This is a genomic window from Salinibacterium sp. ZJ450, from assembly GCF_011751885.2.
GTDB lineage: Bacteria > Actinomycetota > Actinomycetes > Actinomycetales > Microbacteriaceae > Ruicaihuangia.
Window position 1 is genome coordinate 1651874 of sequence record NZ_CP061771.1, and the last position, 25759, is coordinate 1677632.

A 25759-nucleotide genomic window follows, 5' to 3' on the forward strand; every position below is an offset into this window, starting at 1 on the left:
AGCGGTGACACCGCCCGCCGCGACGCTCACTCGGCGGGCGGTTGCGGCCGTTTCATCAGCGACGCCGGGCGGATCATCCCCGCACCGAATCGCGCGCTCACCGCGTCGACCGCGTGTTCCGCCTCACGCCAGTCCTCGTCGGGATCCCACAGCCCCTGCATCAGCGTGTCGTCGCCGACCAGTTGCTCGGCGCGCACTCCGACCAGGCGGATGCGCGCGTGCTGCTTGCCGGTGGCCTCGTACAGCGCGCGGGCCTCCTCGAAGATGCGTCGACCGAGGTCGGTGGCCTCAGCGAGCGTCTTCGACCGGGTGATCGTGCTGAAGTCACCGAACCGCAGTTTCAGCGCCACCGTGCGCGCCAGCACGCCGTGCCGGCGCAACCGCACCCCCACCATGTCGGACAGCCGCAGCAGCTCCCGGCGGATCGTCTCGGGGTCGGTGATGTCGTACTCGAAGGTCACCTCATGCCCGACGCTCTTCTCCTCATGCTCCGTGCTCACGCCGCGCGGGTCACGGCCCCAGGCGAGCTCGTGCAGCCGGGTGGCGCCGGCGTCGCCGATGGTCGACCGCAACGCCTCGATCGGCGTGGTGGCGAGATCACCGACGGTGCGCAGCCCGAGCCGGGTGAGGTGCTCCGCCGTCTTGCCGCCGACGCCCCAGAGGGCGGTGATCGGCTGGGGGTGCAGAAAATCAATGGTGTCGGATGCCGGGATCACCAGCAGCCCGTCGGGTTTGCTGCGGCCGGACGCGAGCTTCGCCACGTACTTGGTGGCCGCCGCGCCGACCGAGCAGACCAGCCCGGTCTCCGCCCGCACCCGCCGGCGCAGCTCGGTGCCGATCGCATACGACCCTCCGAATAACGCCTTGGCGCCCGCGACATCCAGAAACGCCTCATCGATACTGAGCGGCTCGACCAGCGGGGTGAACTGCTCAAGGATGCCCATGACGTGCTTGGACCAGCGCACATACTCGTCGAAGTGCGGTTCGAGCACGATGGCCTGCGGGCAGCGACGCAGCGCGATCGACATCGGCATCGCCGAGTTGACGCCGAACCGCCTGGCCTCATAGGTGGCCGCGGTGACCACCGAACGCGCACCGGTATGACCCACGATCACGGGCTTGCCGCGGAGCTCTGGGCGGCTGAGCAGTTCGACCGAGGCGAAGAAGGCGTCCATGTCGACGTGCATGATCGTGGCGGTCGCATCATCGACCGGCTCGGTGGTGATGAGGCGCCCCGACCCGTCTTGTTTGCCCATGCGCTCATTCTCGCAGTCACCGCTGACAGCGCAGATCATCGGTCTAGGTACGCAGAACCGCCGGTTAACCAGCGCAGCGGATGCCGACGAATCGGCATCCGCTGCGGGCTGATGGGCCTAGTTAGGTAGCGTTGCTGCGACGGGTCACCATGCCATAGATGAGCAGGACGACGATCGCCCCCGCAATGGCGAGCAGCCACGTGCCGAGGTCAAAGAACTCGGTGAGACCGCGACCGAACAGGAGTCCGCCCAGCAGGCCGCCAAGGAATGCCCCGACGACTCCCAACAGCAGGGTGATGAACCAGCCACCACCCTGACGGCCCGGCAGGATCAACTTTGCGATCGCGCCGGCAATCAGACCCAGAATGAGGAAACTAAAGAAACCCACAAGGACCTCCAGCATATTTTGTTGTGCGCGTCACCGAATCTCAGTGGCGCATGACATAGCTTGGCATATCCCCTATTCGGGGGTCAAAGGTAAATTGGCGCGTGTCGCAGAATTTTGGCACCCTTGACCAATGACCCAGCAGCATCCGTGGTCGCGATATGTCGCGATTGGCGACTCCTTCACCGAAGGAATCGGCGACCCGGAACCGCGCAGCAAGGGCGGGCACCGCGGTTGGGCAGACCGGGTGGCCGAGACGCTCGGCGAGAGTTCCCCCGACTTCGCCTACGCCAACCTCGCAATCCGCGGCCGGCTGTTGCAGCAGATCATCGACGAGCAGCTGGAAGCCGCGCTGCTGCTGCGCCCCGACGTGATCACCGTGTCGGCGGGCGGCAACGACATCATCCGCCCCAGCACCGACCCCGATGAGGTGGCCCGCCGGGTAGAGACGCTCGTCACCGGGCTGCGCTCCGACGGCGCCACCGTCGTACTCTTCACCGGCCCGGACATCGGCATGACCCCGGTGCTCGGCAGGGTGCGCGGCAAGGTGGCGATCTACAACGAAAACCTCCGCGCCATCGCACAGCGCCACGACGCGATCATTGCGGACATGTGGGCGATGCGTGAGCTGAAGGACCCGCGCATGTGGGCCGCAGATCGGCTGCACTTCTCCCCGATCGGCCACCACATGATCGCCCGGATGGTGCTCGCGGCACTGAACGTGGAGAACGACCTGGCGCCGTACGCGCCGGAGCCGCTGCCGCACCCCACCTGGCGGCAGGCGAGGGTGGACGACATCGGCTGGGCCAGGGAGCACCTGGTGCCATGGGTGGTCCGCCGCATCCGGCACCAGTCCTCCGGCGACAACGTGCTGCCGAAGCGCCCGGATGCGGGCTCGGCGCGCCTCGCCGACGACTAGGCGGCCGACCCAGACGACCAGCTTGCGGTCGCGACCCTAAAGCAGCGCCACGGGGTTGGCGAGGCGCCACCAGAAGCCAGGGTCCGCGACATCCGAATCCAGCACCAGCGGCAGCTCGATAGTGCGATCGCCGACCACGAACGTGGCAGTGCCGGCCTCCTCGCCGGCCTCTCCGGTGGTCACCGGGTCGCCGCTGACCAGCACGGAGATCGCGGTGCCGCCCCAGACCACCACGGACTCGGATTCGTCGGCCACCAGTCGGGCCGTGTCACCCCACGCGGTGCCGTACTCGGCGAGCACCGATCCGGCGGTGACGAGCGACACCTCCTGGAAACCGGCGGTCGCGCTCTGCAACAACGCCAGCACGTCCTGTTCCAGCCGGGCATCGTTCGGCGCTCCCATCACCACCCCGTACAGGCTGATCTGGGTGTCCCCCACCTGGTGACTGGCGGTGAACAGCAGGTTGTAGCCGAACACCCGCAGGGTTCCGGTCTTCAGCCCGGTGACACCCGCCTCTCCGAGCACCGGGTTGCTGTTCTCGAGCATGCCGATGTCGTGCATCCGCAGGCCGGGCGTCGCCACGATCTCGGCGATCACCGGATGCTGCAGCGCCAGTTGTGCCAGAGCCACAAGGTCGGTGGCCGTTGCGGTGTTCTCAAGCGAGATCCCGGTGGAATCCGCCACCGTGATGCCGGTGAAGCCGTGCGTGCTCAGCCACTCGCGCGCCACCGGCAGGTAGGCCTCCTGCGAGCCGAACGCCCAGTTCACCAGGGTCTCAGTGTAGTTGTTCGCCGACTCGATCAGCACCAGCTGCAGCAGTTCGTACTCGGTGAAGCTCAGCCCGGCGCGCACCGGCTTCACCGAGCCGTTCACCGTCAGGTAGTCGTCATAGACCGCGACATCCTCTGCCGTCGTGGTCACCGACGGCCCGGACTCCCCCGGCTTCAGCGGCTTCTTCTCCAGCACGACGAGCGAGGTGATCACCTTGGTGATGCTCGCCATCGGCACCGCAGCCTCGCTGCCACCGCGGGCGAGCGTGCCGTACCCGTCGGCGGCGATCAGGCTCGCGCCGTAGCTGGGAACGGACACCTCGGCCGCGACGCTCGGCGCCACCGAGTACGGCTGAACCACCGCCGTCGCGGGCGTCAGCGGCGCCAGCAGGGTCATCGGCAGGTAGACGAGACTGCCGAGCACGACGCCGATACTGCTGAACACGGCGATCCGCCGCCTGCGATAGATCTGGTTGCGGGTCAGAGGCACCCGATCAGTGTATGAACTGGCACACTCGGGTCATGGCAGCCACACCGCATCCCGCCGTTCGTCGCAGCATCGTGCCGCCGTATCTGCTGGCCAGGCTGGCCCGGGTCGACGACCCGCGGTTCGCGGTGGCAGCCGACGCAGCCCGCCAGTCGTTGCTGACGGATGTCCCGCTGCGCGGCATCCGCGAGGGTGAACCGCCCGCGCATCCGAGGCGAGGCGCCATGCCCGCGCCGGACCGGGAGCCCGGCCTGCCGCAGCGATGGATTTCGGATGCCGCGGGACTCGAGATCCTGCCCGGGCGGCTGGTGCGGAGCGAGGGTAACCCGGCCACCGGTGATCCCGCGGTCGATGAGGCGTATGACGGTCTCGGCCATACCCACGCGCTGTTCTGGACCCAGTTCGGCCTCGACTCCATCGACGGGGTCGGCCTGCCGCTGGAGGCGAGCGTGCACTACGGGCACCACTACGACAACGCGTTCTGGGACGGCCGGCGCATGGTCTTCGGTGACGGAGACGGCGAGGTATTCACCCGGTTCACCGCGTCGCTCAGCGTGATCGGGCATGAGCTGGCGCACGGCGTCATCCAGTACAGCGCCAACCTGCCGTATCAGGGTCAGTCCGGCGCGTTGAACGAGTCGATCTCCGACGTCTTCGGCGCGCTGGTGGAGCAGCACGCGCTCGGTCAGGATGTGGCCAGCGCGAGCTGGCTGATCGGCGAGGGCCTGTTCACCGACCAGGTGGAAGGCCGGGCCATCCGGTCGATGAAGGCGCCGGGCACCGCGTACGACGACGACGTGCTGGGCACCGACCCGCAACCGGCCAGCATGGACGGCTACATCGACACCGACGAGGACAACGGCGGGGTGCACCTAAACTCCGGCATCCCGAATCGGGCGTTCTACCTGGTGGCCGATGCCCTCGGCGGCAACGCCTGGGAGGCCGCCGGGCACATCTGGTTCGACACGGTGATGCGCGACGACCTGCCGACGACGGTCGATTTCGCCGGCTTCGCGCGCGCCACCATCGAGGTCGCCGCGGAACGCCACGGCGCGGGCTCGCGCGAGGCCGATGCGGTGGTGGTGGCGTGGGAGAGCGTGGGGGTACTGCTGCCGGCGGAACGGTCGGAGTAGCATCGGCCGCATGAAGGTGATCGTGGTGCGCACCGGCGGCTTCGCCGGGCTCCGCGCCACCTGGGAGCTGCAGGTCGACGACCAGCCGGACGCCCCCCGATGGTCGGCGTTCCTGCACGACCTGCCGTGGGACGACGTGCCGCCCGCCCCGCAGCTGCCCGACCGCTACATCTACCGGATCCGCTGCGAACCGCACGAGGTGGTGCTCACCGAACCCCAGGTGCAGGGACCGTGGCGGGAGCTCGTCGACCGGGTGCGAGCGGCGAACGAGGAATCCCGCTAACTGGCCGGATCAGGCAGGCCGGATCAGGCAGACGCCGCGGCCGGCAGCCGCAGCGCCCAGAGCGCGACGGCACTCGCCGACGCCACGTTCAGCGAATCCACCCCGTGCAGCATCGGGATCGTCACCACCCGATCGGCGCCGGCCAACGCCGAATGGGTGAGACCATCGCCCTCCGACCCGAGCAGCAGCGCCACCCGGTCAGGGGCGGATGCCGCGTACTCATCGAGCGGCACGGCGTCATCGGTCAGCGCCAGAGCCGCCACTTCGAAGCCCGCGGCGTGCAGCACATCGGCGGCTTCCGGCCATTCCGGAATGCGCGTCCACGGCACCTGCAGCACGGTGCCCATGCTCACGCGCACGCTGCGCCGGTACAGCGGGTCGGCGCAGCGGGGGCTGATCAGCACCGCGTCCGCGCCGAGCCCGGCGACACTGCGGAAAATGGCCCCGACGTTGGTGTGGTCGACGATGTCTTCCAGCACCACCACCCGGCGGGCGTCGCGCAGGATGTCGTCAACCGACGGCAGCGGCGGACGGTGCATCGCGGCGAGGGCACCGCGGTGCAGGTTGAACCCGATCAGCCGCTCCAGCAGCTCCGGTTCGGCCAGGTACACGGTCACGTCGTAGCTCTCGAGGAACGGGGCAACGTCGCCGAGCCACTTGTCCTGCAGCAGCACCGAACGCGGCTGGTGTCCGGCCGCAAGGGCACGCTGGATCACCTTGGTCGACTCGGCGATGTACAGGCCACCCTCCGGCTCCCGCACGCGCCGCAACGCGACATCCGTCAGCTGCGTGTAGTCGCTGAGGCCCTCGTGATCGAGGTCGTCGATCTGCACAATTCGCACCTGCTGTTGCTCCGCTCCGGCGGTTCTGAAGGAAATCGGAAGATTCCGGATGCCGCGTCCGTTTATTCTTGCAGCAGCCACCCCCACCGAAAGTCAGCATGATCATCCACGCCAGTCACGAGCTCGATGCGCAAGCCGACGCCGCCGCCGACATGCTGAGCGGCCGCATCACCGCGGTGCTCACCGGCGCGGGGCTGAGCACCGACTCCGGCATCCCGGACTACCGGGGTGAGGGGGCGTTGCCGCGCAATCCGATGACCTACCAGCAGTTTCTGGCCGACCTGCGCTACCGCAAGCGTTACTGGGCGGGCAGTCACCTGGGCTGGAAGCGGTTCTCGAGCGTGCACCCGAACCCGGGGCACGAGGCGCTCGCCAGCCTGGAGCAGGCGGGCCTCACCAACGGGGTGATCACCCAGAACGTGGACGGCCTGCACCTGGCAGCCGGATCGCAGCGCGTGGTCGACCTGCACGGCACGATGGACCGGGTGGGGTGCCTGGTCTGCGGGCAGATCTACGCGCGCGACGCCATCGCCGCGCGGATCAGCGCGGACAACCCCTGGCTGGAAGCACCGGACGCGGTGCGGCTGGCGCCGGACGGGGACGTCGAGGTCAGCGACATCGACGCGTTCGTGCTGCCGGAGTGCACGGTCTGCGGCGGGATGCTGAAACCGCAGGTGGTGTTCTTCGGCGAGCTGGTGCCCACCGAGAAGTTCGCGGAGGCACGGTCGATGGTGCTGGCCGCGTCGGCGTTCATCGTCGCCGGCTCGTCGCTGGCGGTGAACTCCGGAATCCGCTTACTGGAGCAGGCCAGGCGCCGGCACATGCCGATCGTGATCATCAACCGCGGACCGACCAAGGGCGACGGCCGCTCGGTGCTGAAGATCGACGCCGGAACCACCGAGATCCTCACCCGCCTGCGCGACCGGCTGGTCTGACGCGGGCGTCAGTTCGGGGGCGTGGGTGTTTCGGCACGGGCGCCGGCCACCCGCTCCAGCAGGTCGAGCAGCACGTCGGCGGAGCTGTCCCAGTCGAACCGGGCCGCCTGAACCCCGGCCAGCCGGGAGCGGCGCTGCCACAGGTCCGGGTCCTCCAGCGAGCGGATCGCGGCGGCCGCCTCGCCGACACTGTCCGACGGGAAGTAAACGGCGGCCTCTCCCCCGATCTCCCGGAAGATGGGGATGTCGCTGACCACGATCGGTGTGCCGTGCGCCATCGCCTCGACCAGCGGGATGCCGAATCCTTCGTCCCGGGACGCGGTGACCAGGGCGAACGCGGCCGCGAGCAGCGCGTCATACGCGTCATCCGTCGCCCCGTTGTGGAACACCAGCGCGCCCTCCGGCGCCAGCGCCGCCAGTCTGGCCTGGTCGGCCTCCGCCGGGCGGCTCATCAGGTGCAGCCGGTACCCGGGCAGGTGCTGCAACGCGCTCGCCAGCGTCTCCACGTTCTTGTACGGCATGAACGAGCCCATGTAGACCAGGTCGCGGGTCGCCGGTTGCGTGCGGTGCACGGCCGGCCGGTGGTCGGCGGCGTTGTGGACCACGGCGATCTCCCGCTTGGTCAGCCGGTGCCGCAGCATCAGGTCACGGGTGGTCTGCGACACGGTCGCCACCGCGTCTGCCCGGTTCAGCAGCATCCGCTCCGGCCACCAGGCCAGGTGGTACAGCCGCCAGAGCAACCGGATCGCCCAGGGCAGGTTGCGCGGCGGGGTCGGATGCGCGAAATAGATCAGGTCGTGCAGCGTGGAGACCAGCTTGTAGCGGCGCCCGAAGGTGCCCATGGTCTGCATCGGGGTGAACACGATGTCGGGGTTCAGCGCGTTCACCTGGCGGGCGACGAACGGCTCCCGCCAGCTGGTGGGCGCCGAGATCAGCTGCCACGGCAGGTCGGGCAGCATGGTCAGCTGCCGCTTGTCGGAGATCAGCATGGTCACCGGATGCCGCTTCGCCAGGGCGGTCACGATGCCCGCCGTGTACCGGCTGATGCCGTCATGGCGGCCGATGCGGGTGTAGCGGCAGTCGACGACAAGTTTCACGAGCGATCCGCCGTTTCGGTGAGGAATGCCTCGATCGCCTGGGCGGCGGGCTTCGGCGTTTCGTAGTGGATCAGGTGTCCGACATCCGGAATCACGATCAGCCGGGCATCGGGGAACAGCGCCTGCAGGCGGCGCTCGGCGGCGACCGAGGTGATCTGGTCTTCGGCGGCGGCGATCAGCAGGGTGGGAACGGTAATCGACGGCGCGAAGTGGCTGACATCGGAGCTGACCGACGCCCTGAACGCCTCCAGCACCACGCGGCGGTCGGAGAACACGCTGAAATACCGGTCGTGCTGGTCGTGGATCCAGCGGCGCAGCCGCGGGTCGCGAGTCTTCGCCATCGCGACGCTCATCACCCGCACGATCACCCGATTGCGCAGCAGGGCGAAGCCGGCCCGCTCCGGCAGGGCGGCGGCCAACCAGTAATAGAACACGGCAAGGCGGGTGAGGATGCCGCTGGGACCTGCCAGCGCGGGGGCGGCGATCGGGTTCACCAGCACCAGGCGCTTCACCGGCAGACCCGCGGCGACGGCCTCGGACACCACAATGGAGCCGAAGGAGTGCCCCAGCACGACGGCGTCCTGCAGGTCGAGCGCGTCGATGAAGGCGGCCAGCCAGTCGCCGTACCCTGCGACGCTGTGGTCCCGGCCGAGCAGGCGATCGGATGCCCCGAAGCCGGGCAGGTCAGGAGCGATGATGCGCACGGCGCCGCCGAGCTCGGCGATCACCGGTTCGAGGCCGTGGTGGTCACCTCGGAAACCGTGCACCAGAACGATGGTGGTCGCGACATCCGTTGTATCCGTCGTCAGGATGGTGTCCGTCTGCGGCGCGTCGGCGGTCACGGCACCGTACTCCCAGTACCGGGTGGTGCTGCCGAGCACGTCGACTGACAGCGCTTTCACAGGCACCGCGCGGAGATCTCGGGCATACGGGGATTCAACGGACATCGTGAGCCAGTTTAGGCGGGCGGACCCTCGTGAAACGCGGATGCCCGCCCCTAGACTCAAACGGTGACTTTCACCGCGCCTATCACGCTGCCAGGTTTGACGCTCGACCCTCACTGGTACCGAAGGTCGGTGTTCTACGAAGTGATGGTGCGGTCCTTCGTCGACAGCAACGGCGACGGCAGCGGCGATCTCGCCGGGCTGATCGGCAAACTCGATTACCTGCAGTGGCTGGGCGTTGACGCGCTCTGGCTGCCGCCGTTCTTCCAGTCGCCGCTCCGCGACGGCGGCTACGACGTCGCCGACTACAAGGCGATCCTTCCCGAGTTCGGCACGCTCGACGAGTTCCGTGACCTGGTCACCCGGGCGCACGAGCGCAACATGCGCGTGATCATCGACCTGGTGCTGAACCACACCTCGGACCAGCACGAGTGGTTCCAGCAGTCGCGCAGCGACCCGGAAGGACCGTACGGCGACTTCTACGTGTGGAGCGACACCGACGAGAAGTACGAGAACATCCGGATCATCTTCACCGACTACGAGGACTCGAACTGGGCGTTCGACTCCGAGCGTCGGCAGTTCTACTTCCACCGGTTCTTCTCGCACCAGCCCGACCTGAACTTCGACAACCCTGCCGTGCACGAGGCGATCTTCGACGTGGTGCGGTTCTGGCTCGACCTCGGCATCGACGGGTTCCGGCTGGACGCCGTGCCCTACCTGTTCGAGTCCGACGAGGGCAACGGTGAGGGCGAGCCGCCCACCCACGAGTTCCTGAAGAAGCTGCGCGCCATGGTGGACCGCGACTACCCCGGCCGGATCATGATCGCCGAGGCGAACCAGTGGCCCCGTGAGGTCGCGGCGTTCTTCGGCACCGAAGAGGAGCCGGAATGCCACATGGCGTTCGACTTCCCGGTGATGCCGCGCATCTTCTACTCGCTGCGGTCGCAGCAGGCCAACGAACTGGTGCGGGTGCTGTCGGAGACCACCGACATCCCGGAGGGCGCCGGATGGGGCGTCTTCCTGCGCAACCACGACGAGCTCACCCTCGAGATGGTCAGCGAGGAATACCGGCAGGCGATGTACGGCTGGTACGCCTACGACCCGCGGATGCGGGTGAATGTCGGCATCCGTCGCCGGCTGGCCCCGCTGCTGGACAACTCGCGCGCCGAGCTGGAGCTGGTGCACGCCCTGTTGTTCTCGCTGCCGGGCAGCCCGTTCCTGTACTACGGCGACGAGATCGGGATGGGCGACAACATCTGGCTGCCCGACCGCGACGCATCGCGCACCCCGATGCAGTGGACCCCGGACCGCAACGCCGGGTTCTCCACCGCGGATCCCGGCAAGGTGTACCTGCCGGTGGTGCAGTCGCTGGTGTACAACTACAGCCAGATCAACGTGGAGTCCCAGCTGGCGCAATCCCGGTCGTTGCTGCACTGGGTGCGCAACGTCATCCACGTGCGCAAGGCGCACCCCGCGTTCGGGCTCGGCACGATCACGGTGCTGCGCACCAACCACGACTCGGTGCTCGCCTTCGTGCGCGAGTACGCCGGATCCGGCACGCAGTTCGGTGACTCGCCCGAGCGCATCCTCTGCGTGTTCAGCTTCGCGCACAACCCGCTGACGGTGCAGATCGAGGCCCAGGAGCTGGCCGGCGCCACCACCTTCGACCTGTTCGGCGGCAGCCAGTTCCCGACGATCAGCGAAGAGGGCACCATCGAGTTGACCCTCGGAACCCAGAGTTTTTACTGGTTGCACGTGGGGGAACCTCGGTTTGCCGGTGGTCGCCTGTAGCTTTCTTGCATGAGCAATCCGTGGTTCGACACTCTTGGCGTATTTGATCTCGAAACCACGGGGGTGAATGTCGAAACCGCCCGGATCGTGTCGGCCCACGTCGGCATCCTCGACACCACCGGAACGGTGCTCGAGGAGTGGACCTGGCTGGCCGACCCCGGCGTCGAGATTCCGGAAGAGGCCACCGCGGTGCACGGCATCAGCACGGTTCGGGCGCGCGCCGAGGGGCGCCCCGCGGCCGAAGTGGTCGGCGAGATCGTCGCGACACTGCGCGGGCTGTTCTCCCGTGGCCTGGCGCTCACCGTGTACAACGCCCCGTACGACCTGACCCTGCTCAACCGGGAGGCGGTCCGTCACGGCATCGCGCCGCTCGAGCTGTCGGGGCCGATCATCGACCCGCTGGTGATCGACAAGGCCATGGATCGGTACCGCAAGGGCAAGCGCACCCTGGCCGCGGCATCCCAGGTGTACGGGGTCACCCTCTCCAACGCCCACGACGCCGGCGCCGATGCGGTCGCCGCTGGCCGGATCGCGCAGGCCATCGCCCGTCAGCACGCCGACAAGCTGCCGACGGATGTCGCGGAGCTGCACCGTCTGCAGATCGGCTGGTGCGCCGAGAGCGCCGCGAGCTTCCAGGACTACATGCGCCGCACCAAGGACCCCACCTTCACTACGAGCGGCGCCTGGCCGGAGCGGTAGGGCTCGCCGCCGCCCGGGCTCCCTCCACGGTCGGAGTTCGGCGGCTCCGAAGGACGGAAACCCGGATTGCGTCCTTCCGAGCCGGTGAAGTCCGTCGCTCGCGTTCAGCACCGGTCGACTACCCCGTCGGTTCGTCGTACGCTCGACGGGTAAACCCGCGCCGAACCGCTGTGCACCGGATGGGAGCACCCATGGCCGAGATTCCGCCGCGTACCTACCCGCAGGGCGTCACCTGCTGGATCGATACCGAACAGCCCGATCCGTGGGCCGCCAGCCGGTTCTACGACGAACTACTCGGCTGGACCTTCGAGAACGTGATGCCGCCGGATGACCCGGCGGTGTACCTCATCGCACGGCTCGACGGCAGCGACGTCGCGGCGATCGGCTCGGGAAGCGGCACCCCGACCTGGAACACGTACATCGCCGTCACTGATGTCGACTCGGCCGTCGCTGCGATCACGGCCGCCGGCGGTTCCGTGCTCGACGCGCCTGCCGATGCGGGACCCGGCGGCCGCACGGCGACCTGCGCCGATCCGCAGGGAGCGAAGTTCCGCCTCTGGCAGGCGTACCGACGCCTCGGCGCGCAGACCGTGAACGTGCCGGGCTCCTGGAACTTCAGCGACCTGCGCACCACCGACCGGGAGGCCGCCACTCGGTTCTACACCCGCGTCTTCGGCTGGAAGTATGTCGACTACGGGGAGTCCGTCGAGTCGATGATCGCCGTGTCGGGCTACGGCGACCACCTCGCCGCGACCGCCGACCCCGACATCTACGTGCGGCAGGTCGACGCCCCGCCCGGTTTCGCCGACGTGATCGGGGCGATCGAGGGCGTGACCGGCGACGAGCCGCCGAACTGGCACGTGAAGATCAGCGTCGCCGACCGCGATTCAAGCGTCGAACTCGCCGAGAAGCTGGGCGCGACCGTGCTCAGCACCGAGGAGACGCCGTGGGTCGCCCTCGCCCGCATCCGGGACCCTCAGGGCGCAGAGCTCACGCTGAGCGAGTTCCGCCCGCAGCAGTGACGCCCGGTCTCACGCGACAGCGCCGTAGTCCGATCAGTCAGCCTTCGGCGGCTGCGGCCGAACGAGGCGATAGACAAAGTAGCCAATCAGGAGCGTGCTGACCACCACCAGCACCCAGGCGCCAGGCACACCGATTGCAGGGCCCGACGTGCAGAAGCTCTCCGCTCCCGCTTCCGGCACGTAGTCGATGCACTCCCCGACTCGGAACGACAAGACCGCGATGACGACAACGGCGACGCCGACGATGCCGAGCACCCAGCGCCAGCGCTCCGGATGACGCGAAACCTGACTCCCTGCCATGCCGCTCAGCCTAAGCTGGCGGCCCGGCGAATCACTCAGTCTGAGCCACGACAAACAAAACGGCCGCACTCGCGAGGAGTGCGGCCGTTTCGAAGAACGTGGGGCAGTGCGTTACTTGCCGAAGTTCTTGAAGCGCTGGTTGAACTTCTCGACGCGGCCGGCGCTGTCCATGATGCGCTGCTTGCCGGTGTAGAACGGGTGCGACTCCGACGAGATCTCAACGTCGATCACCGGGTAGGTGACACCGTCGAGCTCGATCGTCTTGTCGCTGCTCACGGTCGAACGAGTGAGGAACGTGGCACCAGAAGCGAGGTCACGGAATACGATCGGCGCGTACGTGGGGTGGATAGCGGTCTTCATGGTGATCCTCGTTGTTGTCTGTCAGAGATGAGAAAGTCTGATGGCGCGTGTGTATTGCCACAACTGCCAGCTAAATACGTTACCAGATGTCAGGCGGCTCGCGCGGCGAACCGGCCGTTTTCGCGCGTGACGCTGAGGTTCAGGCCGAAGGTCTCGCCCAGGTTCTCGGCGGTGATGACCTCATCGACCGGTCCCTGCGCGGTGATTGCGCCGTCCGCGAGCAGCAGCGCGTGGGTGAAACCAGCCGGGATCTCCTCGACGTGGTGGGTGACCATGACGATCGCCGGGGCGGATGGCGCGCTGGCGTAACCGCTCAGCAACTGCAGCAGTTCTTCGCGCGCACCCAGGTCAAGGCTGGCCGCTGGCTCGTCGAGCAGCAGCAGCTCCGGGTCGGTCATCACGGCGCGGGCGATCTGCACCCGCTTCTGCTCGCCGTCGCTCAGGTCTCCGAACTTGCGGTCCTCCAGGGCGCTGAGCTTCCACTCGGCGAGCACCCGCTGCGCGCGGCGCACGTCGAGGTTCTCGTACTCCTCGTTCCAGCGTCCGGTGACCGAGTACGCGGCCGTCATCACCGAGTTCAGCACCGTCTCATCGCGCGGGATGCGGCGGGCCATGGCCGTCGACGCGAACCCGATGCGCGGCCGAAGCTCGAAGACATCCACCGCCCCCAGCTTGCTGCCGAGCACCTCCGCGCTGCCATGCGACGGGTGAATGGATGCCGAGGCCACCTGCAACAGCGTGGTCTTGCCTGCGCCGTTCGGGCCGAGGATCACCCAGCGCTGGTCATCAGCGACCTGCCAGCTCAAGGAATCGAGGATCGTGTTGCCATCCCGGACGACGGAGACATCGGAGAGTTCAATAACGCTAGCAGCCATGATGGCTACAAGTTTAGTCCGAGTGAGCAAGGGTTCCTCACTCCCCCGCTGGCATCAGTTCAGTACGGAATCGTAGATCTCACGGGTGCGAACGGCGATGCGATCCCAGCCGAATTCGGCCTGTGCCTTGGCCCGACCGGCCCGGCCCATCCGCCTGGCCTCGTCGGGGTTGCTGACCACCTCGGTCAGGGCCACCGCCAGATCGGCCACAAACCGTTCGGGGTCGAGCGGCGTGCCCGAGCCGTCATCCAGCTGCTCGATCGGCACCAGCCGCCCGGTCACTCCGTCGTCGACGACCTCGGGGATGCCGCCGGTGGCGGTGGCGACAACCGGCGCGCCGCACGCCATTGCTTCCAGATTGACGATGCCGAGTGGTTCGTAGACCGATGGGCAGACGAAGGTGGTGGCGTGCGAGAGCACCGCCCCCAGCTCCGGCTGGCTCAGCAGCCGATCCAGCCAGATGACACCGGATCGCTGCAGTTGCAGCGCCGCGACCCCGGAGTGCACCTCGGCGAGGATCTCCTGGGTGTCGGGGGCGCCGGCGCAGAGCACGACCTGCACGTCGGGCGGTAGCAGGGCCGCGGCGCGCAACAGATATGGCAGCCCCTTCTGCCGGGTGATGCGACCGACGAACACGACCGAGGGGCGGTCGGGGTCCACGCCGAGCGACCGCACCAGGTCGGCGTCGTCGCTGGGCACCCACCGCTCCAGGTCGATCCCGTTATGCACCACCGCGACCGTGTTCTCGTCGAGGGTGGGATAGGAACGAAGGATGTCGCGCCGCATGCCGTGGCTGACCGCGATCACCGCGTCGGCGGCCTCGAACGCGGTCTGCTCGATCCAGCTCGACACGCGGTAGCCGCCACCCAGTTGCTCGGCCTTCCACGGGCGCAGCGGCTCCAGGCTGTGGGCAGTGACAATGTGCGGGATGTCGTGCAGCAGCTTCGCCAGATGCCCTGCGCCGTTCGCGTACCAGGTGTGCGAGTGCACCAGGTCGGCGCCGGCGACATCCTGGGCGATCTGCAGGTCAACCCCGAGGGTGGCCAGCGCCGGATTCGCCTCGCTGAGCTGGCCGGGAACCAGGTAGTTGAACACGTTCTCTTCATCTCGTGGCATGCCGAAGCAGCGCACGCGCACGTCGAGGGAATCACGCAGTGCTCGCACGAGTTCAGCGACATGCACCCCCGCTCCCCCGTAGACCTCCGGCGGATACTCACGGCTGATCACGTCGACTCGCATAAAGCCGACGCTAGTGCATCTGGTCGCGCGGCAATACTGTGGAGGCATGGCGCCTCTGAAGGTTTTCGGAATTGTCCTCGCTGGTGGCGAGGGAAAGCGCCTGATGCCGCTGACCGCTGACCGAGCGAAGCCCGCCGTGCCCTTCGCCGGTGGGTACCGGTTGATCGACTTTGCGCTGTCGAACCTGATCAACTCCGGGCTCCGGCAGATCGTCGTGCTCACCCAGTACAAGTCGCACAGCCTCGACCGGCACATCTCGCAGACCTGGCGGCTGACCGGCATGCTCAACGCCTACGTGGCATCCGTTCCGGCCCAGCAGCGACTGGGCAAACGCTGGTTCAGCGGCTCAGCCGACGCGATCTTCCAGAGCCTCAACCTGCTGCGCGACGAGAAGCCGGACATCGTGATCGTGGTGGGCGCCGACCACGTCTACCGGATGGACTTCCACCAGATGCTTGAGGCGCATATCGCGTCGGGTGCCGGGGTGACCGTGGCTGCGATTCGCCAGCCGATCAGCCTCGCCGACCAGTTCGGGGTGATCGAAGTCGACCCGAAGCATCCGGATCGCATCGCCGCGTTCCTCGAGAAGCCCAAGAACCCGACCGGGCTCGCGGATTCGCCTGGCGAGGTGCTCGCCTCGATGGGCAACTACATCTTCAACGCCGACGTGCTGATGGAGGCGGTCACCCGAGACGGGCAGCGCGCCGATTCCAGTCATGACATGGGCGGCGACATCGTGCCCGACTTCGTGTCCCGCGGCGAGGCTGCCGTGTACGACTTCAAGTACAACAGCGTGCCCGGCTCCACCGACCGGGACCGCACCTACTGGCGCGACGTGGGAACCATCGAGTCCTTCTTCGAGGCGCACCAGGACCTGATTTCCGCTCTGCCGGTGTTCAACCTGTACAACACGGATTGGCCCATCTTCAGCCAACAACTGAACTCGCCGCCCGCCAAGTTTGTGCGCGACGCGCGCAACAGCGTCGGCACGACGATCGACTCGATCGTCTCGCTCGGGTGTGTGATCTCCGGCGCGCACATCGAGCGCAGCGTGCTGGGCACCTGGGTGAACGTGGAATCGGGTGCCAGAGTCGTCGACTCGGTGATCTTCGAGCGGTCGGTAATCGGCGAAGGAGCGGTGGTCAAGCGGGCTATTCTGGACAAGGAAGTCGTCGTCGCTCCCGGCGCAACGGTCGGGGTCGACCACGAGGCCGATCGCGCGAAGGGCTTCACCGTCACGCCGACCGGCATCACCGTGGTCGGCAAAGGCGTGACTGTCGACTGAGTACTCGACGCACAGCACCCGCTCGAAAGGCAGCACCGCACTCCATGGCCCAGTTCCTCGTTGTCCTCGATGTCGATTCCACCCTCATCGAAAACGAGGTGATCGAACTGCTCGCCGAGGAAGCTGGGTCGCTCGAGCAAGTCGCCGAGATCACCTACCGGGCGATGAACGGTGAACTCGACTTCGAGGCAAGCCTCCGCGCCCGTGTTGCCACTCTGGCCGGGCTTCCCGTCTCGGTGTTCCAGCTGGCGGGCGAGCGGGTCGCCGTCACCCACGGTGTGCCTGAGATGATTGCCGCCGTGCAGGCGGCCGGCGGCCGAGTCGGAGTGGTCTCCGGCGGCTTCCACGAAATCGTGGATCCCATCGCCGAAGCGCTCGGGTTGAACTACTGGCGCGCCAATCGGCTCGAGGTGGTTGATGGCCATCTCACCGGCGCACTGTCTGGACCGGTGGTGGATGCCGAGGCCAAGGCCGACACACTCCGAGAGTGGGCCGATGACTTCGGCATCCCCCTCAGCCAGACCGTTGCGGTCGGCGACGGAGCGAACGACCTGCGGATGATGGCGATCACCGGGCTCGCGGTGGGCTTCGACGCCAAGGCACCGGTGCGGGATGAGGCCGACGTCATCATCGACGCTCGCGACCTGTCGCAGCTGCTGCCGTTGCTCGGCCTCCGCGGCTGACGGGCCGAGCCGCGGGGCATCCGGCAGATGCCGAGGCCACGCGGCATCCGTGGGTCTAGTGACCCATCCCCAAGCCGCCATCCACCGGGATGACCGCCCCGGAGATGTATGCGGCGTCGTCGCCGGCCAGCCAGGTGATGACTCGCGCCACCTCGTTCGGGGTGGCGAATCGACCGGCGGGGATGTTCTTCTTGTACTCGGTCTGCGTGGCATCCGGCAGCACTGCAGTCATTTCGGTCTCGATGAAGCCGGGGGCGACGACATTGGCGGTGATGCCGCGGGAGCCGAGTTCGCGGGTCAGCGATCGCGCGATGCCGACCAGGCCCGCCTTCGAGGCTGAGTAGTTGATCTGGCCGGGACCGCCGTAGAGCCCGACGACGCTGCCGACCAGGATGACGCGACCGAACTTGGCCTTCAGCATGCCCTTCGAGGCGCGCTTGACCACTCGGAATGCGCCGCTCAGGTTGGTGTCGATCACCTCGGTGAAATCGTCGTCGCTCATACGCAGCAGCAGGGTGTCGCGGGTGATTCCGGCGTTCGCGACGACCACCTCGACGGGGCCGAGTTCCGCCTCGATCTGGCTGAACGCCGCGTCGATGGATGCGGCATCCGTGACGTCGGCGGTGACCGTGAGGCTGCCGGCTGGGCCCTCTCCGGAGCGGGCCGTCACCGCGACGCGGTGACCCTGGGCGATGAATTCTTCGGCGATGGAATATCCGATTCCGCGGTTGCCACCGGTGACCAGAACTGTGCGGGAAATTGACATGATTCTCGAGCCTACCGTCGCTTGAGAGCGGCGTACGCTGAGGAGTGACTATGAAGCACGCAGCGTCGATCACCTCACTTCCCCCCGCTCCGGAGGCAGACCGTCGCGCCCGGATGATCAAGTATTCGGTGACCATGGGCATCCGACTGTTGTGCGTCTTCGCCTGCTTCTTCGTGCAGGGCTGGTGGCTGCTAGTGCCCGCGATCGGCGCCGTGGTGCTGCCGTACATTGCCGTGGTGATCGCGAATGTACACTCGGCAGCTGAACCTGCGGAAGTGATGCGGCCCGGTGCCCTTCTTCCCGCCAAGCCGAGGGATGACAACACTCAATGATCGGATTCGGCCAGAACCCGACCGTGCCGACGTGCTCGCGCGCGGGCTGCTCAGCGGACGCCAGCTGGAACGTCAACTGGCGTAACCCCAAGATCCACGCCGCCGACCGGGTGAAGGTCTGGCTGGCCTGCGATGAGCACCGCGACTATCTGTACGACTTCCTGGACGCCCGATCCTTCCCCGTCACGATCACGCCCGTCGGCGTGGTCGTCGAGTCACTGGCCGATGCGCCGGTGGAGGGGACGGAATGAGCGGCTGGAGGTTCGTGCTCAACCGCCGCTGGGCCGGGTACCTGCTTGCCACCCTGGTCTTCGCTCTCGCCTGCGTGCTACTCAGCAACTGGCAGTTTGCCCGCCTCGATGAGGCGAAGGCGGAGAACGCCAAGGTCGCCGCGAACTGGGATGCCGCACCGCGTCCGCTCACGGAGGTGCTCGCCGATCGCGAAGGCTGGGATGACATGCTCAAGTGGACCCCGGTCGAGATGACCGGCACCTACCTGGTCGAGGAGCAGCTGCTGGTGCGCAACCGGCCGCTGAACGGTCAGCCCGGCTTCGATGTGCTGACCCCTCTGCGGCTTGACGGCGGCAGCGTGTTCGTCGTCGATCGCGGCTGGCTGCCCACCGGTTCTGCGCAGGACGCGCCGGACAGCATTCCGGCCCCGCCGGAGGGTCGGGTCACCGTGGTCGCCCGGATGAAGGCCGGCGAACCGACGCTACCGAACCGCTCGGCGCCGGAGGGTCAGATCGCCACCGTCAACCTGCCGACCGTGCAAGACCTGGTCGGTGAGAACACCTACCTGAACGCGTACGGCCTGCTGGCCAGCGAGACTCCCCCGGTCGCCGACCGACCGATCGCGCTGGAGCGTCCCCCCGAGGACGAGGGACCGCACTTCTCGTACGCGCTGCAGTGGATCGCGTTCGGCCTGATGGGCTTCTTCGGACTCGGCTGGGCAATTCGCACCGAGTACCGCATCGCGAACGCCGATGACCCCGCCGAGCGCAAGCGCGCCGCGGAGCGTCAGCGCAAGCAGGATGCCCGCGGGCCGACCGACAGCGACATCGAGGACGCGCTGCTCGACAGGGTCGACTGACCCGTCGGGTATCGCTGCGGAGGAGCGCGGCCGTTCAAGCGCGATTCCGAGCCGCGCGCGCGGCCCTGAATTGCAGCCGGTCAGTCAGCCCGGGACTTGCGCGCCTCTCAGTCGCGCGGGCGCCTGAACAATCGCCAGCGCGCGCAACTGCGGGTAGCGGGCGTCTCCCGTTCAGATGTGACTGCAACCTCGGCCCGCGCGCGCGAGCCGCAGTTGCAGTCGGCGCAGCCGAGCCGCGCGGCCCTACTTGTTCAGAGGTCTTTTAGGCCAGCTCGATCAGGTCGACGTAGTCCTTGTTCCAGTGGTCCTCTACCCCGTCGGGCAGGATCAGTACCCGCTCGGGGTTGAGCGCCTGAACGGCACCAGCGTCGTGGCTGACCAGCACCACCGCACCGGTGTAGCTGGCCAGGGCGCCGAGGATCTCTTCACGGCTTGCCGGGTCGAGGTTGTTGGTCGGTTCGTCGAGCAGCAGCACGTTGGCGCCGGAGACCACAATCATCGCCAACGCGAGCCGGGTCTTCTCACCGCCGGAGAGGACACCGGCCGGCTTGGTGGCGTCGTCACCGGTGAACAGGAACGAGCCGAGCACGCGCCGCGCCTCGGTCTCGGTCAGGTTCGGCGACGAGGACACCATGTTCTCCAGAACCGAGCGCTTGACGTCGATGGTCTCGTGCTCCTGCGCGTAGTAGCCCACCCGCAGGCCGTGGCCCGGCTCGACCTGACCGGTGTCCGGCTTGTCGACGCCGGCGAGCATCCGCAGCAGCGTGGTCTTGCCCGCACCGTTCAGCCCGAGCACGACGACCTTCGATCCGCGGTCGATCGCCAGGTCGACGGCGGTGAAGATCTCCAGCGAGCCGTAGCTCTTGCTCAGGTTCGAGGCCATCAGCGGGGTGCGACCGCAGGGGGCAGGGTCGGGGAAGCGCAGCTTCGCCACCCGGTCGACGGCGCGCACGTCGTCAAGTCCCGCGAGCAGCTTCTCCGCCCGCGCCACCATCTGGTGCGCTGCGGCGGCCTTGGACGCCTTGGCGCCGAACCTGGCCGCCTGCAACTGCAGGGTTGTTGCCTTCTTCTCGGCGTTGGAGCGTTCCTTCTTGCGGCGTTCCTCATCGGACTCGCGCTGCCGCAGGTAGTGCTTCCAGCCCATGTTGTAGATGTCGATCACCTGACGGTTCGCGTCGAGGTAGAACACCTTATTGACGGTCTCGCCAACCAGCTCGATGTCGTGGCTGATCACGATAAACCCGCCGCTGTAGCCTTTCAGGAACTCGCGCAGCCAGACCACGGAGTCCGCGTCGAGGTGGTTGGTCGGCTCGTCGAGGATCAGCGTCTGCGCGTCGGAGAACAGGATGCGTGCCAGCTCGATGCGGCGACGCTGACCACCGGAGAGCGTCTTCAACGGCTGGTCCAGGATGCGGTCAGGCAGGTTCAGGTTGCTCGCGATGGACGCGGCTTCGGCTTCGGCGGCGTACCCGCCGAGGGCATCGAAGCGGTCGGTGAGGCGGCCGTACTTCTCCATCGCCTTCTCGGCTGTCGCGGCATCCGTCGACGCCATGTTGTGCGTCGCCTCGCGCATGCCGAGCACGAGCTGGCCGAGTCCGCGCGCGTCAAGGATGCGGGTGCGGGCCAGCTCTTCCGGGTTGCCGGAGCGCGGGTCCTGCGGTAGATAGCCGATCTCGCCGTTGCGGGAGATGGTGCCGCCGCTGGGCGCGGTCTCCCCCGCGAGCGTCTTGGTGAGGGTGGTCTTGCCGGCACCGTTGCGCCCGACGAGGCCGACCTTGTCGCCCTTATCGACGCGGAAGTTCACACCCTCCATGAGCAGGCGTGCGCCCACCCGAATCTCGAGGTCGTGAGCATTCAGCACAGTCGGTGTCCATTTCGTTTACAACGCGCACGATGGCGCGAACAGTCAAGGGGAATCAGCCGACCAGTGTAGTTCGGCTCATGAAACACCCCGCGTGCTGCCGGCGGTGGCAGCACGCGGGGTTTGGTGAATCAGTGTTGGTGGTGGATCGCGGTCAGATGCTGAAGCCGATGGCGCGCATCATGTCGCGGCCATCGTCGGTGATCTTTTCGGGACCCCACGGCGGCATCCATACCCAGTTGATGCGGAATCGTTCCACGACTCCGTCGAGCGACTGGGCGGTCTGCTCCTCGAGCACATCGGTGAGCGGGCAGCCGGCCGAGGTCAGCGTCATGCTGATGATGAGCGCGTCGTTCTCGTCGTCCCAGGTGAGGTCGTAGATGAGCCCGAGGTCGACGACATTCACGCCGAGCTCCGGGTCCATCACGTCTTTCAGCGCCTCTTCGATCTGGTCGAACAGCGCTGGAGCGAGTGCTGTTGCCATGGCGCTAGCTTACGCTCGACTCTGTGAGATAGCGATCGTAGCCCTCGTTCTCGAGGCGCTCGGCGAGCTCGGGGCCGCCCTCTTCTGCCACCTTGCCGTCGACGAAGACGTGCACGAAGTCCGGCTTGATGTAGCGCAGGATGCGGGTGTAGTGGGTGATCAACAGGATGCCGAGACCGGTGTTGGCCTTGGCCCGGTTGACCCCCTCCGACACGACCTTGAGCGCATCGACATCCAGTCCGGAGTCGGTCTCATCGAGCACCGCGAACTTCGGCTTCAGCAGCTCGAGCTGCAGGATCTCGTGACGCTTCTTCTCGCCACCGGAGAAGCCCTCGTTGACGTTGCGCTCGGCGAACGTGCCGTCCATGCGCAGGTTCTGCATCGACTCGCGGACCTGCTTGATCCACGGGCGAAGCGGCGGCGCCTCCCCGTCGATGGCGGTCTTGGCCGTGCGCAGGAAGTTGGAGACCGTCACACCGGGGATCTCAACCGGGTACTGCATGGCGAGGAACAGGCCGACGCGGGCGCGCTGGTCGATGCTCATGGCCAGCACGTCTTCGCCGTCGAGGGTGATCGTTCCGCCGGTCACGTTGTAGCGCGGGTGTCCGGCGATCGTGTACGCGAGCGTCGACTTGCCCGAACCGTTCGGGCCCATGATGGCGTGGATCTCGCCCTCCTGGATCGTCAGGTCGACGCCCTTCAGGATCTCCTTGGCGCCCTGGTCGGTGTCGATCGAGACCTTGAGGCCCTTGATTTCAAGTACTGACATGTTCTATTCCTATGCGTCTACAGCGACCGTGTCGCTGGGGTCAATGTAAATGTCGCCATCGGTGATGGTCACGACGAAAACCGGGACCGGCTCGTAGGCCGGCAGGGAGAGGGGCTTGCCGCTGATCAGCGAGAAGCGTGAGCCGTGGGCCCAGCACTCCAACGTGTCATCCTCGACGAACCCTTCTGAGAGCGAGATGTCTCCGTGTGTGCAGGTGTCCCCGATGGCGTGGATGTCGCCGGCTGAGTCCTTCACGACCGCGATGGGTACGCCGTCGATGACGACACGCTTCGCCTGTCCCACGGCGATTTCGTCGACGGAGCACGCCCGACTTGCCGCCATCAGTTCGATCCTGCTGCGGCGAGCTCCGCTTCCAGAGCGTGGTGCAGGCGCTCCTCGAGTTCGGGCTGACCGATCTTCTGCACGATCTCCGACAGGAAGCCCAGCACGACAAGGCGACGGGCCTCGTCCTCGCTGATCCCGCGGGAGCGCAGGTAGAACAGGTGCTCGTCGTCGAAACGACCGGTGGCGCTGGCGTGTCCGGCGCCGGCGATGTCGCCGGTTTCGATCTCGAGGTTCGGGATGGAGTCGGCGCGGGTGCCGTCGCTCAGCACCAGGTTGCGGTTCTGCTCGTAGCTGTCGGTGCCGGGCGCGGTGCGGCCGATGAGCACGTCGCCCACCCAGACGGTGCGGGCGCCTTGTCCGTTCAGCGCGCCCTTGTAGTTGACGCGGCTGCGGGTGTTCGGGGCGTCGTGGTTCACGTAGACGCGCTGTTCCAGGTGCTGGCCGGCGTCGGCAAAGTACACGCCGAAGAGTTCACCGTCGGCGCCCTGCTCGGCGAGGTGCGCCGATGGGTTGACCCTGACCACCTTGCCGCCGAGCGAGACGACGATGTGCTTCAGGGTGGCGTCGCGGCCGATGCGGGCGAAGTGGCTGGCCAGGTGCAGGGCGTCGGCATTCCATTCCTGCACGGAGACAACGGTGAGGCGGGCGCCGTCTTCGACGATGATCTCGACGTTCTCGCTGAGCTGGGCGTCGCCGTTGCTCTGCAGGATGACGAGGCCGGTGCTGTTCGGCTTAGCCGTGACGATGGTGTGCGCGGCGCGGCGGTCAGCGGTCAAGGTTGACCGGCTCACCTTCAGCACCACGGGCTCGTCGCCGCTCACGGTGATCGACAGCGCCTTCTCAAAGCTGGACCACGCGTTGGCGGCCGCTCGCTCTTCGGAGGTGCCTGCGGTGCCGATGCGCGCATCCGTGCGGTCGATCCACTCGACATCCGCTCCGGCGACTTCTGGGTACAGCACCGCGTACGGGCTGCCGTCCAGGGCATCGTCGATGAGGGGACGCACCAAGTCGACCGGGGTGAGGTGCCATTCCGCCTCGCGGCCGGTGACCTCGGGGAAGTCGGTGTGGTGCACAGAAGAGAACCGCTCCGAGCGAGTCTGAAGGGGAACTTCAGCCCATCCTCCGTCGCTGTGTTGCTTCAGTCCATGCTGTTCAGGTGTGACAGTGGTCGCTTCCGACATTTAGCCGACGGATCCTTCCATGCTCATCTCGATGAGCTTATTGAGTTCGAGCGCGTACTCCATCGGCAGCTCGCGGGCGATCGGTTCGATGAACCCGCGCACGATCATGGCCATTGCCTCGTCCTCTGGCATGCCGCGGGACTGCAGGTAGAACAGCTGCTCTTCGCTGACACGGGACACGGTCGCCTCATGACCGAGTTGCACGTCGTCGACGCGGATGTCGATGGCCGGGTAGGTGTCGGAGCGGGAGATGGTGTCGACCAGCAACGCGTCACAGCGCACCGTGTTCGCCGAGTGGTGGGCGTTCGCGTCGATGCGGATTTCACCGCGGTACCCGGCGCGACCGCCGCCGCGGGCGATCGACTTGGAGACGATCGACGAGGTGGTGTACGGCGCCATGTGGATCATCTTGGCCCCAGCATCCTGATGCTGGCCGGGTCCGGCGAATGCGACCGACAGGGTCTCGCCCTTGGCGTGCTCCCCCATCAGGTAGATCGACGGGTACTTCATGGTGACCTTGGAGCCGATGTTGCCGTCGATCCACTCCATGGTGGCGCCCTCGTGCGCGATCGCGCGCTTGGTGACCAGGTTGTAGACGTTGTTCGACCAGTTCTGGATCGTCGTGTAGCGAACGCGGGCGTTCTTCTTCACGATGATCTCGACCACGGCGGAGTGCAGCGAGTCTGACTTGTAGATCGGGGCGGTGCAGCCCTCGATGTAGTGCACGTAGCTGCCCTCGTCGGCGATGATCAGCGTGCGCTCGAACTGGCCCATGTTCTCCGTGTTGATACGGAAGTAGGCCTGCAGCGGAATCTCGACGTGTACGCCCGGCGGCACGTAGACGAAGGAGCCGCCGGACCAGACGGCGGAGTTCAGGGCCGCGAACTTGTTGTCACCAGACGGGATGACGGTGCCGAAGTACTCCTTGAAGAACTCGGGGTGCTCGCGGAGTGCGGTGTCGGTGTCCATGAAGATGACACCCTGCGCCTCAAGGTCTTCGCGGATCGTGTGGTAGACCACCTCGGACTCATACTGGGCTGCCACGCCGGCGACGAGGCGCTGGCGTTCCGCCTCGGGGATGCCGAGCTTCTCGTACGTGTTCTTGATGTCGTCGGGCAGCTCTTCCCACGAGGTGGCCTGCTTCTCGGTGGAGCGCACGAAATACTTGATGTTGTCGAAGTCGATGCCGGAAAGGTCGGCACCCCACTTCGGCATGGGCTTCATGCCGAAGAGCTTGAGTGCCTTCAGCCGGTTCTTCAGCATCCACTCCGGCTCGTCCTTCAGCGCGGAGATGTCGGTGACGACCTGTTCCGAGATGCCACGACGGGCGGATGCGCCGGCAGAGTCGGAGTCTGCCCAGCCAAATTCGTATTGGCCGAGGCCAGCGAGCTCGGGTCGGTCGATCAGGACATCTGACATGGATTACCTCATTTCCTACTGGACTCAACCAAGGTGGTCGGGCCAGCATTCCTTACGCGCAGCACAGCCAGAAGCGGATCTGTCCCACATCCCGTTAATCGGTGGGTTGCTTAGACTGATCCAGGACACGGGAGTGGTGACCCCGTTGGTCAACTCTGACTCCCGGCAAGTGGCGTGTTCGTAGAACCCGTCAATTCTACAGGGAGC

General features: G+C 67.0%; 29 protein-coding genes. 12 read left to right on the forward strand and 17 right to left on the reverse strand.

What is annotated here, in order from left to right:
- Positions 1-26: 26 nt before the first annotated feature.
- Positions 27-1256 carry a DNA polymerase IV gene (gene dinB / locus HCT51_RS07820; RefSeq protein ID WP_166872118.1) on the reverse strand — a complete coding sequence of 410 codons (1230 nt, stop codon included), beginning with the start codon at positions 1254-1256 and terminating at the stop codon, positions 27-29.
- A 121-nt stretch (positions 1257-1377) separates the two neighbouring features.
- On the reverse strand, positions 1378-1644 hold the full coding sequence (locus tag HCT51_RS07825) for a GlsB/YeaQ/YmgE family stress response membrane protein (protein ID WP_166872896.1): 267 nt from the start codon (positions 1642-1644) through the stop codon (positions 1378-1380).
- A 130-nt stretch (positions 1645-1774) separates the two neighbouring features.
- Between HCT51_RS07825 and HCT51_RS07830 the strand changes: the two genes are divergently transcribed.
- Positions 1775-2560 carry an SGNH/GDSL hydrolase family protein gene (locus HCT51_RS07830; RefSeq protein ID WP_166872116.1) on the forward strand — a complete coding sequence of 262 codons (786 nt, stop codon included), beginning with the start codon at positions 1775-1777 and terminating at the stop codon, positions 2558-2560.
- Positions 2561-2596: 36 nt separating this feature from the next.
- Here HCT51_RS07830 and HCT51_RS07835 read toward each other — a convergent pair whose 3' ends face one another.
- Entirely contained in the window at positions 2597-3820 is a 1224-nt protein-coding gene (locus HCT51_RS07835; protein WP_166872114.1) for a D-alanyl-D-alanine carboxypeptidase family protein, read from the reverse strand.
- Between the two features lie 32 nt (positions 3821-3852).
- Here HCT51_RS07835 and HCT51_RS07840 point away from each other — a divergent pair, with 32 nt between their 5' ends.
- Positions 3853-4950 carry a M4 family metallopeptidase gene (locus tag HCT51_RS07840; RefSeq protein ID WP_166872112.1) on the forward strand — a complete coding sequence of 366 codons (1098 nt, stop codon included), beginning with the start codon at positions 3853-3855 and terminating at the stop codon, positions 4948-4950.
- 10 nt (positions 4951-4960) lie between these two features.
- The gene (locus HCT51_RS07845) at positions 4961-5233 is read left to right on the forward strand and encodes a protealysin inhibitor emfourin (protein WP_166872109.1); all 273 of its coding nucleotides are present in this window, start codon (positions 4961-4963) and stop codon (positions 5231-5233) included.
- Between the two features lie 23 nt (positions 5234-5256).
- Here the strand turns inward: HCT51_RS07845 and HCT51_RS07850 are convergent, their stop codons facing one another.
- Positions 5257-6075 (reverse strand): TrmH family RNA methyltransferase, encoded by an 819-nt coding sequence (locus HCT51_RS07850; RefSeq protein WP_166872107.1) that lies wholly within the window; start codon positions 6073-6075, stop codon positions 5257-5259.
- Between the two features lie 98 nt (positions 6076-6173).
- On the opposite strand from HCT51_RS07850, the gene HCT51_RS07855 reads away from it, so the two are divergent.
- Positions 6174-7010: a Sir2 family NAD-dependent protein deacetylase gene (locus tag HCT51_RS07855; RefSeq protein ID WP_166872104.1), complete on the forward strand. Its 837-nt coding sequence runs from the start codon at positions 6174-6176 to the stop codon at positions 7008-7010.
- 8 nt (positions 7011-7018) lie between these two features.
- Here HCT51_RS07855 and HCT51_RS07860 read toward each other — a convergent pair whose 3' ends face one another.
- Both HCT51_RS07860 and HCT51_RS07865 read right to left on the reverse strand, forming a co-directional pair.
- The gene (locus HCT51_RS07860) at positions 7019-8107 is read right to left on the reverse strand and encodes a glycosyltransferase family 4 protein (RefSeq protein WP_166872101.1); all 1089 of its coding nucleotides are present in this window, start codon (positions 8105-8107) and stop codon (positions 7019-7021) included.
- On the reverse strand, positions 8104-9054 hold the full coding sequence (locus tag HCT51_RS07865) for an alpha/beta fold hydrolase (RefSeq protein ID WP_166872096.1): 951 nt from the start codon (positions 9052-9054) through the stop codon (positions 8104-8106). Before HCT51_RS07865 ends, HCT51_RS07860 begins: the two co-directional genes overlap by 4 nt.
- Before the next feature lie 63 nt (positions 9055-9117).
- On the opposite strand from HCT51_RS07865, the gene treS reads away from it, so the two are divergent.
- The 3 genes from treS (at position 9118) to HCT51_RS07880 (ending at position 12563) form a co-directional block, all read left to right on the forward strand.
- Positions 9118-10842: a maltose alpha-D-glucosyltransferase gene (gene treS / locus HCT51_RS07870; protein ID WP_166872093.1), complete on the forward strand. Its 1725-nt coding sequence runs from the start codon at positions 9118-9120 to the stop codon at positions 10840-10842.
- Between the two features lie 9 nt (positions 10843-10851).
- Positions 10852-11541, forward strand: a complete 690-nt coding sequence (locus HCT51_RS07875) for a 3'-5' exonuclease (protein WP_166872090.1) — start codon at positions 10852-10854, stop codon at positions 11539-11541.
- Positions 11542-11732: 191 nt separating this feature from the next.
- Positions 11733-12563, forward strand: a complete 831-nt coding sequence (locus tag HCT51_RS07880) for a VOC family protein (RefSeq protein WP_166872088.1) — start codon at positions 11733-11735, stop codon at positions 12561-12563.
- 33 nt (positions 12564-12596) lie between these two features.
- Here HCT51_RS07880 and HCT51_RS07885 read toward each other — a convergent pair whose 3' ends face one another.
- The 4 genes from HCT51_RS07885 to glgA form a co-directional block, all read right to left on the reverse strand.
- A complete protein-coding gene (locus HCT51_RS07885; RefSeq protein WP_166872084.1) occupies positions 12597-12863 on the reverse strand; it encodes a hypothetical protein in 267 nt (88 codons plus the stop codon).
- Positions 12864-12974: 111 nt separating this feature from the next.
- On the reverse strand, positions 12975-13223 hold the full coding sequence (locus tag HCT51_RS07890; protein WP_166872082.1) for a type B 50S ribosomal protein L31: 249 nt from the start codon (positions 13221-13223) through the stop codon (positions 12975-12977).
- An 89-nt stretch (positions 13224-13312) separates the two neighbouring features.
- Positions 13313-14098: an ABC transporter ATP-binding protein gene (locus HCT51_RS07895; protein ID WP_166872077.1), complete on the reverse strand. Its 786-nt coding sequence runs from the start codon at positions 14096-14098 to the stop codon at positions 13313-13315.
- A gap of 54 nt (positions 14099-14152) precedes the next feature.
- Positions 14153-15337: a glycogen synthase gene (glgA, locus tag HCT51_RS07900; protein ID WP_166872074.1), complete on the reverse strand. Its 1185-nt coding sequence runs from the start codon at positions 15335-15337 to the stop codon at positions 14153-14155.
- A 46-nt stretch (positions 15338-15383) separates the two neighbouring features.
- Here glgA and glgC point away from each other — a divergent pair, with 46 nt between their 5' ends.
- Positions 15384-16622, forward strand: a complete 1239-nt coding sequence (gene glgC, locus HCT51_RS07905; protein WP_166872071.1) for a glucose-1-phosphate adenylyltransferase — start codon at positions 15384-15386, stop codon at positions 16620-16622.
- A 44-nt stretch (positions 16623-16666) separates the two neighbouring features.
- Positions 16667-17305 carry a phosphoserine phosphatase SerB gene (serB, locus tag HCT51_RS07910; RefSeq protein WP_166872068.1) on the forward strand — a complete coding sequence of 213 codons (639 nt, stop codon included), beginning with the start codon at positions 16667-16669 and terminating at the stop codon, positions 17303-17305.
- Positions 17306-17360: 55 nt separating this feature from the next.
- Here serB and fabG read toward each other — a convergent pair whose 3' ends face one another.
- Positions 17361-18071 carry a 3-oxoacyl-ACP reductase FabG gene (gene fabG, locus HCT51_RS07915; protein ID WP_166872065.1) on the reverse strand — a complete coding sequence of 237 codons (711 nt, stop codon included), beginning with the start codon at positions 18069-18071 and terminating at the stop codon, positions 17361-17363.
- 50 nt (positions 18072-18121) lie between these two features.
- Here fabG and HCT51_RS07920 point away from each other — a divergent pair, with 50 nt between their 5' ends.
- The 3 genes from HCT51_RS07920 to HCT51_RS07930 are packed head-to-tail and all read left to right on the forward strand — an operon-like array spanning position 18122 to position 19493.
- A complete protein-coding gene (locus HCT51_RS07920; protein ID WP_166872062.1) occupies positions 18122-18403 on the forward strand; it encodes a DUF3099 domain-containing protein in 282 nt (93 codons plus the stop codon).
- Positions 18400-18654 (forward strand): hypothetical protein, encoded by a 255-nt coding sequence (locus HCT51_RS07925; protein ID WP_166872060.1) that lies wholly within the window; start codon positions 18400-18402, stop codon positions 18652-18654. Before HCT51_RS07920 ends, HCT51_RS07925 begins: the two co-directional genes overlap by 4 nt.
- Complete coding sequence (locus HCT51_RS07930) at positions 18651-19493, forward strand: SURF1 family cytochrome oxidase biogenesis protein (protein WP_166872056.1); 843 nt, start codon at positions 18651-18653, stop codon at positions 19491-19493. Before HCT51_RS07925 ends, HCT51_RS07930 begins: the two co-directional genes overlap by 4 nt.
- A gap of 262 nt (positions 19494-19755) precedes the next feature.
- Here the strand turns inward: HCT51_RS07930 and HCT51_RS07935 are convergent, their stop codons facing one another.
- The 6 genes from HCT51_RS07935 to sufB all read right to left on the reverse strand — a co-directional run bounded on the left by HCT51_RS07935 (position 19756) and on the right by sufB (position 25552).
- A complete protein-coding gene (locus tag HCT51_RS07935) occupies positions 19756-21354 on the reverse strand; it encodes an ABC-F family ATP-binding cassette domain-containing protein (RefSeq protein WP_166872053.1) in 1599 nt (532 codons plus the stop codon).
- A 154-nt stretch (positions 21355-21508) separates the two neighbouring features.
- Positions 21509-21838 carry a metal-sulfur cluster assembly factor gene (locus HCT51_RS07940; protein ID WP_166872050.1) on the reverse strand — a complete coding sequence of 110 codons (330 nt, stop codon included), beginning with the start codon at positions 21836-21838 and terminating at the stop codon, positions 21509-21511.
- A 4-nt stretch (positions 21839-21842) separates the two neighbouring features.
- Positions 21843-22607 (reverse strand): Fe-S cluster assembly ATPase SufC, encoded by a 765-nt coding sequence (gene sufC, locus HCT51_RS07945; protein ID WP_166872047.1) that lies wholly within the window; start codon positions 22605-22607, stop codon positions 21843-21845.
- 9 nt (positions 22608-22616) lie between these two features.
- Positions 22617-22949 (reverse strand): non-heme iron oxygenase ferredoxin subunit, encoded by a 333-nt coding sequence (locus tag HCT51_RS07950; RefSeq protein ID WP_166872044.1) that lies wholly within the window; start codon positions 22947-22949, stop codon positions 22617-22619.
- Complete coding sequence (gene sufD / locus HCT51_RS07955) at positions 22949-24133, reverse strand: Fe-S cluster assembly protein SufD (protein ID WP_166872041.1); 1185 nt, start codon at positions 24131-24133, stop codon at positions 22949-22951. Before sufD ends, HCT51_RS07950 begins: the two co-directional genes overlap by 1 nt.
- Positions 24134-25552 (reverse strand): Fe-S cluster assembly protein SufB, encoded by a 1419-nt coding sequence (gene sufB / locus HCT51_RS07960; protein ID WP_166872038.1) that lies wholly within the window; start codon positions 25550-25552, stop codon positions 24134-24136.
- Positions 25553-25759 lie beyond the last annotated feature (207 nt).

Coding starts and splice junctions, on each gene's coding strand:
- HCT51_RS07895 (WP_166872077.1), bottom strand. CDS start 14,098: ATGGCTGCTAGCGTTATTGAACTCTCCGATGTCTCCGTCGTCCGGGAT.
- glgC (WP_166872071.1), top strand. CDS start 15,384: ATGGCGCCTCTGAAGGTTTTCGGAATTGTCCTCGCTGGTGGCGAGGGA.
- HCT51_RS07930 (WP_166872056.1), top strand. CDS start 18,651: ATGAGCGGCTGGAGGTTCGTGCTCAACCGCCGCTGGGCCGGGTACCTG.
- HCT51_RS07845 (WP_166872109.1), top strand. CDS start 4,961: ATGAAGGTGATCGTGGTGCGCACCGGCGGCTTCGCCGGGCTCCGCGCC.
- serB (WP_166872068.1), top strand. CDS start 16,667: ATGGCCCAGTTCCTCGTTGTCCTCGATGTCGATTCCACCCTCATCGAA.
- HCT51_RS07940 (WP_166872050.1), bottom strand. CDS start 21,838: ATGGCAACAGCACTCGCTCCAGCGCTGTTCGACCAGATCGAAGAGGCG.
- HCT51_RS07950 (WP_166872044.1), bottom strand. CDS start 22,949: ATGGCGGCAAGTCGGGCGTGCTCCGTCGACGAAATCGCCGTGGGACAG.
- HCT51_RS07925 (WP_166872060.1), top strand. CDS start 18,400: ATGATCGGATTCGGCCAGAACCCGACCGTGCCGACGTGCTCGCGCGCG.
- HCT51_RS07840 (WP_166872112.1), top strand. CDS start 3,853: ATGGCAGCCACACCGCATCCCGCCGTTCGTCGCAGCATCGTGCCGCCG.
- sufC (WP_166872047.1), bottom strand. CDS start 22,607: ATGTCAGTACTTGAAATCAAGGGCCTCAAGGTCTCGATCGACACCGAC.
- HCT51_RS07830 (WP_166872116.1), top strand. CDS start 1,775: ATGACCCAGCAGCATCCGTGGTCGCGATATGTCGCGATTGGCGACTCC.
- sufB (WP_166872038.1), bottom strand. CDS start 25,552: ATGTCAGATGTCCTGATCGACCGACCCGAGCTCGCTGGCCTCGGCCAA.
- HCT51_RS07885 (WP_166872084.1), bottom strand. CDS start 12,863: ATGGCAGGGAGTCAGGTTTCGCGTCATCCGGAGCGCTGGCGCTGGGTG.
- HCT51_RS07880 (WP_166872088.1), top strand. CDS start 11,733: ATGGCCGAGATTCCGCCGCGTACCTACCCGCAGGGCGTCACCTGCTGG.
- sufD (WP_166872041.1), bottom strand. CDS start 24,133: ATGTCGGAAGCGACCACTGTCACACCTGAACAGCATGGACTGAAGCAA.
- HCT51_RS07920 (WP_166872062.1), top strand. CDS start 18,122: ATGAAGCACGCAGCGTCGATCACCTCACTTCCCCCCGCTCCGGAGGCA.
- HCT51_RS07875 (WP_166872090.1), top strand. CDS start 10,852: ATGAGCAATCCGTGGTTCGACACTCTTGGCGTATTTGATCTCGAAACC.
- fabG (WP_166872065.1), bottom strand. CDS start 18,071: ATGTCAATTTCCCGCACAGTTCTGGTCACCGGTGGCAACCGCGGAATC.
- HCT51_RS07865 (WP_166872096.1), bottom strand. CDS start 9,054: ATGTCCGTTGAATCCCCGTATGCCCGAGATCTCCGCGCGGTGCCTGTG.
- HCT51_RS07890 (WP_166872082.1), bottom strand. CDS start 13,223: ATGAAGACCGCTATCCACCCCACGTACGCGCCGATCGTATTCCGTGAC.
- glgA (WP_166872074.1), bottom strand. CDS start 15,337: ATGCGAGTCGACGTGATCAGCCGTGAGTATCCGCCGGAGGTCTACGGG.
- HCT51_RS07855 (WP_166872104.1), top strand. CDS start 6,174: ATGATCATCCACGCCAGTCACGAGCTCGATGCGCAAGCCGACGCCGCC.
- dinB (WP_166872118.1), bottom strand. CDS start 1,256: ATGGGCAAACAAGACGGGTCGGGGCGCCTCATCACCACCGAGCCGGTC.